We start from the raw sequence: 12,370 nt of genomic DNA, 5'->3' as shown, positions 1-12,370 counted from the left end.
TGCGTAAGAAGAAGGTGGAGGACGGCTTCTTATGCAACAAGCACCGCTGCCGGTCTGCTGGCCCTCTCCGCTGCGAGTGCCTCGGCCGCCATCGCATGTCAGGGGGCTTTTGCTGCGCGTTCATTCCCGCTAATCCCTACTCCCCGTCCCCGACCATCGTCATCAATCCTGATTATTGCAGGCCGCCGACAGCAACCGTAGTCATTCACGAGCGCTGGCGTCCGGTCGAGCGCTTCACCCGGGAGTACGTCGTTCGAGACTATGGCGGCTTTGACGATCCAGAATGGTAGCCAAGTCGCACATGGAAATGCGATGGCCCCAGCACGCAAACACTGAGGCCGGTTTAATGATGGGCGACGGAACAGCTTCCGCATTCGCGGCCGATCCGAGTTCCCGGCTTGTGCCGCTCCCTCGGGCGGGAGCAAAACCTCCCCAACGGTTGGCGAACTCGGCTGCAGCACTGGTTTTCAATTCGGACCCGAATCTCGTTTCAGACCCACAATGAATCCATGGCGCCGCCAGAGTTGGGCCGCATGGCAGCCTAAGTGGCCGCGAAGGGGTGGTCCCGGTGTGGGGCGCAACACCGGGAGTTTTCGATGTCCGGTTATTTGCGAGTTTGCTTCGCCGGTTTGGTTCTTGTTGGAGGTCTTGCGGCGACACCTGCGGTCTCCGACCCATTTGCCGACTTGTTCAATGGCGCTCCGCGCGAGCCCGCAGCAACCTCTTTGGCGCAAGCGCAATGCTTGCCGCGACCCGGCAACACGACCGCGGACGGGGCGCATTGGGTCTATCGGTTCGACGGTCACCGTAAATGCTGGTTCCTGACCGAGGGTATGGCGAAGGTGAAGAAGACAGTTCGTCATCGCGGTGCCGAAGATCGCACCGCCAGTTTGGACGAGAACGGGAGTGCGCGGCCCAGGAAGAGCGCGGTGGTTAATGCGCGCGCGGAGTTGCTGCGCTCCGCACCGGCCGAGCCCTCCCAGCCGCCTGCAGCCGAAATCAAGGTGGCTGATGCCGCTTCCGTGCTCGATATGGGCACCACCATGACCTCAGCGGTACCCACCGATCTTCACAGCCGGCCGCCTACGCCTGAGCACTCCGTGCCCGGCCAAATTGACGTTGAGCAGCTCCTCGCGCCCGCCGGCTCACCTCCAGCTATGCCAATGGGCGCGCACCTTGCAGAGGCGCACGACGAGGCACGCAGCTGGACGGCAACTTGGTCAGGTGTGCTGCTGATGATGCTTGGTGGCTTCTCAATCCTAAGCTCGAACCGCACGCTTCGGGACGCAGTGAGATTACGCCAGTGAGGTAGCGCAATAGCCTAGGCACGTACGCGCGCCGCTGCGCGATCGATGAATTTCAAGTATAGCCGAATTGCCACACGTACAAAGGTTCCGCCCGCCCACACTTAGTTTGCCCGCCGCCTTAGACGGACATTCGATTACGATGACGGTCCCGTTGGGATCGGATTGCGGAATGCGGTACAAAGCATTCGTGGTGGACAGCAGCCGGCAAGTGATCTGCGTGGCGAAGCTCGACTGCATTGACGAGCAGGCGGCGCGGCGTCGAGCCGAGCAAATGCATGCCGAGCACGACGTTGAGCTTTGGCAAGGCGATCGATTTGTTGCTGTGTTCCGTGGTGCAACCACGAACGACAATGAGCGCGCGATCCTGAATAGACGGCCGGTCTCGCCGCCGAGTTGACATTCGAATATTGTGAGTCATGCCGGCCTGGCAGGCTGCCGACATGTCGCAGGGCCAAAGTCGCCGAGCATGCCCTTAAACACCCCGCGTTTTCGGAACCGGGGTGCAGCTCAGGAATGGGTTTCGCGCTGAAAAACATTGAAGCGGTTGAACTTCGCGCAGCTGGGTTGGTCGAGAAGTGGCTCCAGACTCAGATATTGAACGATACCAGCATACTTGGTCTGGGCGAGCTTGAAGTCTCGCGCGAGAGCGCCGTCAGCCGCATGGCGGCAAGAGCGACTTCCTGATGTACTCGGAGGAAGCGGACACCTTCTACGAAGAAGAGGTAATGCTGGGAGCGTTGGACGAGAGTCACATTTTCCGCACCATCGAATATTGGGGTGTTGAGCGGCAGCGTCGTCCCGGGTCAGAACACAGAGCCGTAATTGTCGCAGAGTGAATCACGAGCCGTTTTTCAACTGCTAGGGGTCCTCAATCGTTCAGTGCCGATGATCGCAGTGCAGCTCGGAGCTTTCAAGCTGGACGAAAGCAACGTGGTTCTTCATGGCGTCACTGTGTTGGATGTTACCGAATAGACGCCTGAAGTAAATACTTCGGAGGAGGCTGAACGAAGGGATACGGAAGTATTGGGAGAAGAAGCGCGACTTTGCTTCATTGGCCGTCCTGGACAAGATTCCAACCGCCCTGAAGGCGGCTGGGCTCGAGGAACGCCTGTCATACAACAAGCATCACGTAGCACTTGGATAAACGGGTAATAACTTCTGTTGGTTTCACCCTCGCAGACGCGCGTGCCGTCCGCCATGAATATGCGACTACGCGTGTTTTCGAGGAGTAGCAGCCACATGAAGCAACATACCTTCGAAGCATTTTCCACCACCGCGATCTACTGGACACCGCTTGTGCTTATGGGCACCGCAATGCCGCCAAGAGATCCCGATGAAGACGAGGAGGACGAAGACGACGAAGAGGAAGACGACGAAGAGGAAGATGACGCTGACGAACCGCCGGTCGTGCGCGAGCCGGACGACGACTAGACTAGCGTGTTCGGCAGCCAGGGGTATAATATTTGTCATGGGCTGGCATGCAAATGACATAGCGCTCCTCAATAGGCTCTGGTCCGCAGGACAGAGCGCGGCGCAGATAGCGCGTCGTCTCGGGTGCAGTCGTAACGCGGTCTGCGGCATGCTGACCCGTCTGGGCCTGAAGCGCGGCCACAAGCCGCCCACAGCAACGCCCAAGATAAGGCCGTCCCCGAAGCTGAGGCCGACGTCGTCGGCAGCCTGCGCTCGTCCAGTCGCACGGAAGGTGTCGCGGAACACAGCGGAGAGGCAACAGCCCAAGGAATTCAGCAAGCAGCAGCTCTACTCCATGCTGGCTGAGGCCGTCAGAAACACTGACTAGGAGCTCACCACCAACGTCGTTGCGCTCCTCGCTTCAGCTATCGTACACGAGCCGACGCACGCAAGTCCGTCCGACGAACTGCGTCCATAAAGACCATAGCCTTGTTGCAGCTGCACAGATCGGCAGCTAGTGGGCTTCTTGTTTCGCCATTCCGCTCAACGCCAGGTTTCTATTGTTCTGGAAGCTCAGGGTGCCAGATATTCGGACCTTGTGCTGAAGCAGTGCCTTCGCCGCCGCGATCTGCTCCCGAGTACGGCGGAGCATCTCTCGTGTCATTTGGCTTGCCTCGTTAACATGGCCTGTGCACTTCTATTGCGACTGTACCGAAAGACTGCCTCGATTTAGGAGCCGAGTTTAGTGGGTTGGATCGCGAATTTGCTCCGTCGGCCGGATGTCGGCCTGCGGCCTGGGAACGGCGCACAAGTAGACCTAGAACCGCTATCCGAGCACGGCGGCCGATGGCTGAAGTACAACCTGTTTCGCTTCCCGGGCGCGGTGTGGTCTGGCAAGCGCGGTTGCGTGGAGCTGGCCGAGGGCGACGTGATCGCACTGCATCTCGTGGTCGAGCGGTTGAAAGAGGCCGGGGTTCGAGTGAGGTTCTACGGGCGGCTTCGGCGCTGGGACGGCACGTCACCGGTCTGGACGTTGCTGGCACGCGGGAAGCAATGATCCGGCGACTGTCGCAGCGACACCGGCACCGCGCACGCTGCGGCCGGCCCCGCTCTTGGGCATTTTCTGCGTAATAAACAAGGCAGGTTTTAACTCGTCCTGCACTGCCCAATGCTGCTACCCTCAAACGTTTCCCAGTGTCACTTCATCTAGCTTGTTGTCGTCTACATGGGGCGCGAGGGCCCAGTCGCCTGCGGCCGCGCGCTACACCATCGGTTTCGGCGGCGAGCTTCATCGCCGGCACTGCCTCGCGCTCACGTCGTACTCGATGTCCATCGCACGCAATTATGGTCTCGGGTCGTAAACGATCACGCGTCGATGCAGAAATATGGAGCCCGGCCACGCACAGGTTTGACGCTGGTCTAAGGGTCGGGAAATCGCTCCTCTCTCATCGAGATAAGGTTACGCACTGAAGTCTTTTGGATATGTCTTGGGCAACTTGAAAACAAAGGTCTTGGCCTTGGGAAGAATATTGGTCGGTGTTGTCGAGGTCCGCAAAAGGGACAATCTCGACCAGGAATTGACAACGATCTCGTGGCGATCGCAGATCAGCGTGATTGTCCTGCCTGTCGCTGGAACGCGTAGATGGGATTCAGACCGCAATATGCGAGGGTGCCGGATGCGGTGGCCATGCATTGATCGTAGGTTGAGAACTGGCAGTTGCCAGGATATCCCCAGGTACGTCCCTGCAGGCAATAAACGTCCTGCCGAGCTGGGGGGATGTACGAACGAGCCCGCGGAGCGGCGGTCGAAGGTGATCCAAAGCAGACGAGCATGGGAAGTGCAAGCACAGCAATATAAAGAAGGTTGCGCATGATCTAGCCTCCGTGAAGTCTTGAGAGGATAGAGAGTGTAGAATTGACGCTTTGATCTTGGTCAATGGCAAAACGCTTAGTAGACGGTTTGACCGATCGGTTTCAAAGTAAGTCTAAGCGTCAGGCGCTCGGGTTTTGGAGCAGCTTTCCTGCGAGTTTTGCGGATGGAATGCATTTTTCAAGCGCGGTGGGGGTTCGTGCGTTTGAAAAAACCTAGGAGAATAGGCAATCCTAGCTTGAGAACTCCGCGCACGGCAATATGCCGATTTGGGACAGCCGCAAACCCGCGCGCTTATCAAGCACAAATCGCCGCACTACTGTCACCTCAATTTGTGCCGCTGAGCGTGCAGGGAAGCTTCGGCGGGCTCAAGCTCGTCTAGGCTCTCGTGATCGGCCTGATCCGGCGCTGCTGGGAATTGGCATATTCCTCGCGCTCACGCGTGAAGTGCTCTTGGTGCGCTTTGAAGCTCTCGACCCGCTTCTTGATCTCTTCGCGTTCGCTGCCGTCATACTCTGACGCGCTGAGGTCACCCCGCTCGACGGCTTCCTTCGGCAGAGACCGGGGCAGCTGGATCTCTAGCTTCAGCGATTTGGTGAATGCCATCGTTTCAGCGACCAGTGCGTCAAGTTCGTTCTTCCAATCGTGCATTAACGCCCCCATGCGGCACTGCTGTGCTGGCCAGCTAATTCATAATAATCTGAGCTGCGGCTATAAGCACCGAAGCCGTCGCATGTAGGCCAGTCCCAAATCGTGTTATTGCTGAAAAAGGCCGCCGACAATATTGCCGGCGGCCTTCCCGGGTTCAAAATGCCTATCGTGAAAAAATGCGGTCCAGCCCCGGTGCGAGCGATCCTACACACAAAACGTCTCTCTTCATAGTTTTGCCGTTCAGAAACCTTAACGCGGGGCGATCCAGGTTTGCTCGAAAGGGGGGAGGCGTCCGGAAGAGATCACTGCCGCCTTGTTTCCAATTATGTGCAATCGGTCCGGACCTGTTTCGGCGTGGCTTGCATCAAAGCGCGTAATGGTGTTGCCTCGACGAGGTCAGCTATATCACGAGGACTGCAAGAGCCATGGTCTGGATGAATGGCGCTGTGAGCCCGGCCGTACATCGTGAACTGGACATTCGGGTTAGCGAGGGTTCTAAATGCCAGATTGTGTGATTGTTCGGGCCCATGGGAGGCAATTGGATGTCTTGCGCGAAGAGGCATCGCGCATTGCACGGGCTGCCAAAATCGACTGGTCGATTGAGCGCGCCGATGAGGGGGCACATTTTTGCTTCGAGAATGCCGAGGCGAAAAAGGCGTTCGTCACCAGCTGCAAGCGCTTTGATATGCCGCACCGAGACGCTTAGAAACCAAGTTCGCGTGCGATGAGTCAAGCCAGTCCAGAACTCTGCGCCCCACGCGTAGAGCTCGGGCCGCATACCGAATCTATCTTGAACGGGACTTCCAGAAAAGCGGCATGAGCCCAGGATCGACCATCGTATGGGCCGGGATGGCAAATCTGCTCATTGACTTTGACATGAGCCAGCCAGGTTCGCCCTTACTTGCTGCTGCAACGTCTCACGAAGCGGATGTGACCGTGTTGTCGCAAAAAGTTGTTGGACCCGAGCACCTGATAGATCGGCGCTGGTCGAACGCCGAGGCGGAATTGCAATGCGATGAGCCGATGGGCGCTTGATGATGACGGTGCCTGGACGTGCGTGGTACCCTCGCATTCAAGGCAACCATCAGCGATCCAACGAGCTTCCCTTCGTCGACTGAAGTCGTCCCCTGCCTCGGGTTGTCACCGCGCCAATATCCATGGCGGCTTTTAAACGAGCCCCGTCCAGCCGTCGCCTGAGCGCTGCAAATCGGCTAGACAGTTTGGTCAATTCCTCAACGCCAAGCTCACCGAACACAAATTGATCGAGTTCCTTCTGTTGTGCAGCGACGTTCGCGAGGCGCTTACAAGCCTTGTCGGTCAGTGACATGTGGACGACCCGACCATCCCTGATACAGGGCTTGCGCCGCAGAAATCCGGCCTTCTCCAGCGCCTTGGAATTTATTGTAATGAAGGACGGGTCAACTTTCAGCAATTTTGCCACCGTGCTGACTGCAACATCCCCCTCGCTCGCCAGGTCTGTCACTGCCATCAAGATTGTCAATTGTGGTCCAGTGATGCCGAGTGCCTTGGCCCGGACTTGAAGAAAATCCTCCAGACAGATTTTGAGGGATCGGACCTCCAACGTTAATCGCCGCACCAGCAGCTGAGTGTCAGCAGAGTCGTTCCCGACTTGCGTTGCTGGCTTGGTCAAATGCGGCGCCACCGGATGTTAGGTCCTATCCTCAGAGCTCGTTCGCACTGACAAGATTTCAACAGAGGATCTCTGCTCGTTGCAGCGATCCTGTGCAAGCATCACGCGCTCACCTGCGCCCACGATTTAAGAACGATTATTAGTGATTCGGATTACTGGCTTTTCGACGAGAATCTCGGGCCGCCGTTGGCGGACGCGCCTAACTGAGTTGCGAATGCTAGTAATCTCACCGAAATGCACGTTCAAAGGAAGATCTCGATCCGTAGTCTCGCGCAGCGGCGCGGCGTTTCGCCCGCTTCTATAGCGCCAATTCGAAGGTCTGTTGCCGGATCCCGGGCAACGGCTTCGAAATGGCTTCCATACTGAGCAGCTTTGGGGCGCAACCTCGCACAGGCGCGGCGGTGAAATTCATCGAAATTGATGGCCTGAACGCGGGATTCAATCGCATTGCGTTGTCGCGTCTCTGTCGCAGTTGCCGTCCACGAGCGCGTGTTACTCGACGGGTTATGCGACTTCACACTTTGCAGCCTGGTCGCCCCTTATAAGTTCAGTCGAGATCCAAAAATTCGACCGTGGAGCTCTTGGAGTAGTGTTAGTTGTCCTGGTCTAATTTACTCATTGAGCATATTTGAGCGCTGCTGAAATCGAACCCGGCCTCTCGGCCGGGTTTCTCAGGCTACGTTTGTACTCAAATTGAGCCTATTTAACATTTGCGGGAGGCTTCAATGCCGATCTCTGGACTTTACGGCCCCGACGACTTTGCCAACCGACCGCAGCGCCAGACCACCGCTGCGCCGCGTCCCGTTCCAGTGGGCTCGAGGCCCGCACTGCCAATGCCTTCGCTGCAATGGACGCCGGAGGTCGAGCGCGCCACCGCGCCGCTTTACGAGCGCGTGAAACATGTGATCCCGCCGATCGAATGGCCGCTGATGGCGCCGACCATCAAGGCGATCAACGAGCTGAAGCAGGCGCGGGGCGCGGTGATCCTCGCGCACAATTACCAGGCGCCGGAGATCTTCCACTGCGTCGCCGACATCGGCGGCGATTCGCTTCAGCTCGCAGTCGAAGCCACCAAGGTGAAGGCCGACATCATCGTCCAGTGCGGCGTGCACTTCATGGCGGAGACGTCAAAGCTGCTCAATCCGGACAAGACGGTGCTGATCCCCGATACGCGCGCCGGCTGTTCGCTCGCGGCCAGCATCACCGGCGACGACGTTCGCCTGCTTCGCGAAAAATTTCCCGGCGTGCCTGTCGTTGCCTATGTCAACACCTCCGCGGAGGTGAAGGCCGAGGTCGATATCTGCTGTACCTCGTCGAACGCGGTTCAGGTGGTCGAAAGCCTCGGCGCACCGAGTGTGATCTTCCTGCCCGACCGCTATCTCGCCACTTACGTGGCCTCGAAGACCGACGTGAAGATCATCGCATGGAAGGGCGCCTGCGAGGTGCACGAGCGCTTCACCGGGGCCGAGCTGCGCAGCTACCGCGAGGCCGATCCCTCCGTGCAGATCATCGCCCATCCCGAATGCCCACCTGACGTGCTGGCGGAGGCCGACTTCACGGGTTCGACCGCGCACATGATCAACTGGGTACGCGAGCGGCGGCCGCGGCGGCTGGTGATGATCACGGAATGCTCGATGGCCGACAATGTGCGGGCCGAGCTGCCTGACGTCGAGATGCTGCGCCCCTGCAATATCTGCCCGCACATGAAGCGCATCACGCTCGCCAACATTCTGGAGAGCCTGCTGATGCTTCGTGAAGAGGTCACGATCGATCCCGCGCTTGCGCAACGCGCAAGGCGCTCGGTCGAGCGGATGATTAATTTGAAGAACTAGCGACACACACAGCGGCCGTGCCGGGACGACGGCGGAGTAAATGGAGACAGCCATGCACAACACCATCCACACCCTCACCCGCTCCGACGACGTCGTCATCGTCGGCGGCGGTCTCGCCGGACTCTTTTGCGCGCTCAAACTCGCGCCGGGGCCCGTGACATTGATCTCGGCCGCGCCGCTCGGACAGGGCGCGTCGTCCGCATGGGCGCAAGGCGGCATCGCCGCGGCCGTGGCCGAAGGCGACACGCCGGACGCGCACGCCGCGGATACGATCGCGGTCGGCGGCGGCATCGTCGACCAGGCGGTCGCACTGGGCATCGCGCGCGAGGCCGCGCCGCGGATTCACGACCTGCTCGCCTATGGCGTGCCGTTCGACCGCGATCTCGAAGGCAGGCTCGCAGTCGGGCGCGAAGCCGCACATTCGGCGCGCCGCATCGTGCATGTGCGCGGCGATGGCGCGGGCGCCGCCATCATCGCGGCGCTGGGCGACGCGGTGCGGCGCACGCCGTCGATCCGAGTGATCGAAGGTTTCGTCGCCGAAGCGCTGCTGACCGAGGACGGCGCCGTCAGCGGTCTTCAATTGCGCGAAGCCGGGAATTTCGTCGCACGGCCGGTCCTGCTCGCCGCGCGGACGGTCGTGCTGGCCACCGGTGGCATCGGCCATCTCTATGCCGTCACGACCAATCCGCGCGAGGCCAGCGGATCTGGTCTTGCGATCGCCGCACGCGCGGGCGCGGTGATTGCGGATCCCGAGTTCGTGCAATTTCACCCGACCGCCATCATGGTCGGCCGCGATCCCGCGCCGCTTGCCACGGAAGCCTTGCGAGGCGAAGGCGCCACGCTGGTCAACGGCCGTGGCGAACGTTTCATGGCGGCGCGTCATCCGCTCGCCGAGCTTGCATCGCGCGACATCGTGGCCCGCGGCGTGTCCGCGGAGATCTCGGCCGGGCGCGGCGCCTTCCTCGATGCGCGGCAAGCGCTGGGCGCATGTTTTGCCGACAGATTCCCGACCGTTCATGCAAGCTGCATCGCCGCCGGCATCGATCCCGCCACGCAGGTCATCCCGATCGCACCGGCGGCGCACTATCACATGGGCGGCATCGCGGTCGACCATCGCGGACGCAGCTCGATCGAAGGGCTCTGGGCCGGCGGCGAAGTCTCGTCCACCGGAGCGCACGGCGCGAACCGGCTTGCGTCGAATTCGCTGCTGGAGGCCGTGGTCTACGCCGCGCGCATCGCCGACGACATCGCCGGCCGCGCCATCCCCTCGCCCGCCCGGCTTCCCGATGCGCTGGTGCCGCCGCGCGGCGCCGCGTCAGATGCCGCGGCCGTGAAGCGGCTGCGGACGCTGATGAGCGCACATGTCGGTGTGATCCGCGATGGTGACGGGCTTGCGGAAGCGGTTCGCAGCTTCGCCGCGTTCGAACGCGAGGCCACAAGCATCGCGGTCCGCAACATGGCAACGGCCGCCCTGCTCGTGGCGGCGTCGGCCTGGAGCCGATGCGAGAGCCGCGGCGCGCATTTCCGCTCCGACCATTCCGCGGACGTTCCCGCACTCGCGCAACGCACAATGACGACGCTCGCAGCAGTGCGCGAGATCGCAGATGGCCTGACCGAACGCCCGACACCGCGAGCCGCGCAACCCATGATCGCCTGACGGAGTCTGCCATGATCACCCCGACCTCTCTGCTCTATCCCGACGCCTTTCTCTCCCCGCTCGCGCTCGACGAGGCCGTGCACCGCGCGCTCGATGAGGATCTCGGCCGTGCCGGCGACATCACCTCGCTTGCGACGATCCCCGAAGCAACGAAGGCGCAAGCAATCCTGGTCGCACGGCAGTCCGGCGTGATCGCCGGCTTGCCGCTGGCCCTCGCCACGTTGCAAAAACTCTCGCCCGACATCGAGATACGCGCACATGTTCGGGACGCCGCGCGCGTCGCCCGCGGGCAGCAGGTGCTGACGATCTCGGGGCCGGCACGCGCCATCCTCACGGCGGAGCGGACCGCGCTGAATTTCGTCGGCCGCCTGTCGGGCGTTGCAACACTCACCGCAGACTACGTTGCGCGCACCGAAGGCACCAGGATGCGGGTCTGCTGCACGCGAAAGACCACGCCAGGGCTGCGCGCCTTGGAGAAATACGCGGTACGCTGCGGCGGCGGCTTCAATCACCGCTTCGGCCTCGACGACGCGATCCTGATCAAGGACAACCACATCGCGGTCGCCGGCGGCATCCGCCCCGTGCTGGAGCGCGCCCGCGCCCATGCCGGCCATCTCGTCAAGATCGAGATCGAGGTCGACACGCTCACGCAATTGCGCGAGGTGCTCGACACCGGCCTTGCCGACGCCGTGCTGCTCGACAACATGGACATTGCGACGGTGCGCGAAGCCGTTGGGATCAACGAGGGACGCCTCAAACTGGAGGCATCCGGCGGTGTCACCCTGGACTCGATCGCAGCCATCGCGGCCACCGGCGTCGACTACGCCTCAGCCGGCGCACTGACGCATTCGGCGCCGAATTTCGACTGTGCACTGGATATTGAGGCCTGAGGAGGTCTTCTCCCTCTCCCCGTTCCTACCGGGCTGCAACGAGATTTGCTCGCGCCGAGAGGACTGGGGTGAGGGGCATCTCTCCACGTATTCGACTGTCGAAAGACCCGTACCCCCTCGCCCGCATCGCAAGAGCGATCTTACGTCTCCCCGCAAGCGGGGGACATAAGAAAGGTTACCGCCGTTCGCTCACGTCATCTCGGCCGAGCTCTTGGCTTCCTGGGCGAGTGCGGGGGGAGAGTACGGCGGTCTGCGCGGGGGTGCCCCAGCTTGGTTCCTCGCTGCCGTCGCCCCAGGCGCAAGGCCGGTAGAAGGTGTGGACGGCGCTCGTGTCATCTTCTTCATCTCGGCCACCCAGGACGGACGCACCCACTACGCGTGGTAGTGCGTCGACTTGCCGACCTCGGGCGCCGGATCTGGCCACCAGCATCGCCTTCCAGAGTTTCTGGCGCGCTTCCGCCTGCTTCCTGCTTCAGCGGTTCGAGCGGCTGAATCGTCAGCGAGCGCGCAGCGTCGCGGGCCTGGAACCGATTGGGATTGCGAGCGGCGGCGCGCGAACGGCTGAGGCGCCAGCGAAGAGGCGGTGTGCTACTGCCGGTCTCTCCTGGCGTTGATGCGAAAATGCAGAGACAAGTGCCGAAGGACGCTAACCGCGCGCCCTTCGGACGGGTACGCAAACACACAAGTCGCTACGCGCACGCTACGCTTACGCCAGAAAAATCGAACCGCAGTACATCCGTGCGATTCGAGGCTTCTCGTGAGTATCTAATTTAGATTGCTGGGGCGTTAATCGGCGTTGCGCGTGCAGCGCACGCAAGCGAACACAGGTGGTTCCACGCAGCGACCGCGTGCACTGGTAAACGCCGCTCATGGTAACGATAAACATCCGGTCAACGTGAGTGGTGAGAAGCCCTGCACGCCCGTATCATAAGGGACTCGCTGTGTTTCCCACTGTCTCACCATTGTCGTGCGGCCACTCCCTCGACCTCGCATCGGTGTTCCCCAGGAATTTATGAAGGGTACCCGGAAGCCCGATCGTGACCGGCAGGCCCTTCATGATCTCGAAGAAGCACCACGAAGTCGGCATGTGCCGCCGCGGGTC

The 12,370-nt window shown here is 61.0% G+C and carries 14 protein-coding genes and 1 pseudogene; 11 read left to right on the top strand and 4 right to left on the bottom strand.

Annotated elements, in window-relative coordinates:
* Nucleotides 1–596 precede the first annotated feature (596 nt).
* The 6 genes from IVB27_RS24745 (at nucleotide 597) to IVB27_RS24720 (ending at nucleotide 3,774) form a co-directional block, all read left to right on the top strand.
* Nucleotides 597–1,307, top strand: a complete 711-nt coding sequence (locus tag IVB27_RS24745) for a hypothetical protein (RefSeq protein ID WP_247445777.1) — start codon at nucleotides 597–599, stop codon at nucleotides 1,305–1,307.
* Nucleotides 1,308–1,476: 169 nt separating this feature from the next.
* A complete protein-coding gene (locus tag IVB27_RS24740) occupies nucleotides 1,477–1,704 on the top strand; it encodes a hypothetical protein (protein ID WP_247282199.1) in 228 nt (75 codons plus the stop codon).
* A 116-nt stretch (nucleotides 1,705–1,820) separates the two neighbouring features.
* Nucleotides 1,821–1,991 (top strand): hypothetical protein, encoded by a 171-nt coding sequence (locus IVB27_RS24735; protein WP_018457447.1) that lies wholly within the window; start codon nucleotides 1,821–1,823, stop codon nucleotides 1,989–1,991.
* Between the two features lie 555 nt (nucleotides 1,992–2,546).
* The gene (locus tag IVB27_RS24730) at nucleotides 2,547–2,738 is read left to right on the top strand and encodes a hypothetical protein (protein WP_247282200.1); all 192 of its coding nucleotides are present in this window, start codon (nucleotides 2,547–2,549) and stop codon (nucleotides 2,736–2,738) included.
* Nucleotides 2,692–3,105 (top strand): GcrA family cell cycle regulator, encoded by a 414-nt coding sequence (locus IVB27_RS24725; protein WP_345946568.1) that lies wholly within the window; start codon nucleotides 2,692–2,694, stop codon nucleotides 3,103–3,105. The genes IVB27_RS24730 and IVB27_RS24725 overlap by 47 nt, the downstream gene beginning before the upstream one ends.
* A 357-nt stretch (nucleotides 3,106–3,462) precedes the next feature.
* Entirely contained in the window at nucleotides 3,463–3,774 is a 312-nt protein-coding gene (locus tag IVB27_RS24720) for a hypothetical protein (protein ID WP_247282201.1), read from the top strand.
* A gap of 548 nt (nucleotides 3,775–4,322) precedes the next feature.
* Here IVB27_RS24720 and IVB27_RS24715 read toward each other — a convergent pair.
* Both IVB27_RS24715 and IVB27_RS24710 read right to left on the bottom strand, forming a co-directional pair.
* Nucleotides 4,323–4,589 (bottom strand): DUF3551 domain-containing protein, encoded by a 267-nt coding sequence (locus IVB27_RS24715; protein WP_083926480.1) that lies wholly within the window; start codon nucleotides 4,587–4,589, stop codon nucleotides 4,323–4,325.
* Nucleotides 4,590–4,965: 376 nt separating this feature from the next.
* Nucleotides 4,966–5,238 carry a hypothetical protein gene (locus IVB27_RS24710; RefSeq protein WP_247445776.1) on the bottom strand — a complete coding sequence of 91 codons (273 nt, stop codon included), beginning with the start codon at nucleotides 5,236–5,238 and terminating at the stop codon, nucleotides 4,966–4,968.
* A 538-nt stretch (nucleotides 5,239–5,776) separates the two neighbouring features.
* Here IVB27_RS24710 and IVB27_RS24705 point away from each other — a divergent pair.
* On the top strand, nucleotides 5,777–5,944 hold the full coding sequence (locus IVB27_RS24705) for a hypothetical protein (RefSeq protein WP_018460477.1): 168 nt from the start codon (nucleotides 5,777–5,779) through the stop codon (nucleotides 5,942–5,944).
* A gap of 110 nt (nucleotides 5,945–6,054) precedes the next feature.
* On the top strand, nucleotides 6,055–6,273 hold the full coding sequence (locus tag IVB27_RS24700; RefSeq protein ID WP_247445775.1) for a hypothetical protein: 219 nt from the start codon (nucleotides 6,055–6,057) through the stop codon (nucleotides 6,271–6,273).
* Nucleotides 6,274–6,322: 49 nt separating this feature from the next.
* Here the strand turns inward: IVB27_RS24700 and IVB27_RS24695 are convergent, their stop codons facing one another.
* A complete protein-coding gene (locus IVB27_RS24695) occupies nucleotides 6,323–6,889 on the bottom strand; it encodes a MarR family winged helix-turn-helix transcriptional regulator (RefSeq protein WP_247445774.1) in 567 nt (188 codons plus the stop codon).
* A gap of 725 nt (nucleotides 6,890–7,614) precedes the next feature.
* Here IVB27_RS24695 and nadA point away from each other — a divergent pair.
* From nadA to nadC, 3 genes are read left to right on the top strand one after another with little or no spacing between them, the layout of a single operon-like run.
* Nucleotides 7,615–8,721, top strand: a complete 1,107-nt coding sequence (nadA, locus tag IVB27_RS24690) for a quinolinate synthase NadA (RefSeq protein WP_247445773.1) — start codon at nucleotides 7,615–7,617, stop codon at nucleotides 8,719–8,721.
* Nucleotides 8,722–8,773: 52 nt separating this feature from the next.
* Complete coding sequence (locus IVB27_RS24685) at nucleotides 8,774–10,378, top strand: L-aspartate oxidase (protein ID WP_247445772.1); 1,605 nt, start codon at nucleotides 8,774–8,776, stop codon at nucleotides 10,376–10,378.
* Between the two features lie 11 nt (nucleotides 10,379–10,389).
* Complete coding sequence (nadC, locus tag IVB27_RS24680) at nucleotides 10,390–11,268, top strand: carboxylating nicotinate-nucleotide diphosphorylase (protein ID WP_247445771.1); 879 nt, start codon at nucleotides 10,390–10,392, stop codon at nucleotides 11,266–11,268.
* Between the two features lie 175 nt (nucleotides 11,269–11,443).
* On the opposite strand, the pseudogene IVB27_RS24675 reads toward nadC, so the two are convergent.
* Nucleotides 11,444–11,676: pseudogene (locus tag IVB27_RS24675) on the bottom strand (cell wall hydrolase); the annotation flags it as partial.
* Nucleotides 11,677–12,370 lie beyond the last annotated feature (694 nt).

Source organism: Bradyrhizobium sp. 197, assembly GCF_023073375.1.
In the GTDB taxonomy this organism is placed as follows: Bacteria; Pseudomonadota; Alphaproteobacteria; order Rhizobiales; family Xanthobacteraceae; genus Bradyrhizobium.
Note: the sequence above shows the minus strand (reverse complement) of the source record. Positions and strands in the feature narration are given on the sequence as shown.

Coding starts and splice junctions, on each gene's coding strand:
- IVB27_RS24745 (WP_247445777.1), top strand. CDS start 597: ATGTCCGGTTATTTGCGAGTTTGCTTCGCCGGTTTGGTTCTTGTTGGA.
- IVB27_RS24740 (WP_247282199.1), top strand. CDS start 1,477: ATGCGGTACAAAGCATTCGTGGTGGACAGCAGCCGGCAAGTGATCTGC.
- IVB27_RS24735 (WP_018457447.1), top strand. CDS start 1,821: ATGGGTTTCGCGCTGAAAAACATTGAAGCGGTTGAACTTCGCGCAGCT.
- IVB27_RS24730 (WP_247282200.1), top strand. CDS start 2,547: ATGAAGCAACATACCTTCGAAGCATTTTCCACCACCGCGATCTACTGG.
- IVB27_RS24725 (WP_345946568.1), top strand. CDS start 2,692: ATGACGCTGACGAACCGCCGGTCGTGCGCGAGCCGGACGACGACTAGA.
- IVB27_RS24715 (WP_083926480.1), bottom strand. CDS start 4,589: ATGCGCAACCTTCTTTATATTGCTGTGCTTGCACTTCCCATGCTCGTC.
- IVB27_RS24710 (WP_247445776.1), bottom strand. CDS start 5,238: ATGCACGATTGGAAGAACGAACTTGACGCACTGGTCGCTGAAACGATG.
- IVB27_RS24700 (WP_247445775.1), top strand. CDS start 6,055: ATGAGCCCAGGATCGACCATCGTATGGGCCGGGATGGCAAATCTGCTC.
- nadA (WP_247445773.1), top strand. CDS start 7,615: ATGCCGATCTCTGGACTTTACGGCCCCGACGACTTTGCCAACCGACCG.
- IVB27_RS24685 (WP_247445772.1), top strand. CDS start 8,774: ATGCACAACACCATCCACACCCTCACCCGCTCCGACGACGTCGTCATC.
- nadC (WP_247445771.1), top strand. CDS start 10,390: ATGATCACCCCGACCTCTCTGCTCTATCCCGACGCCTTTCTCTCCCCG.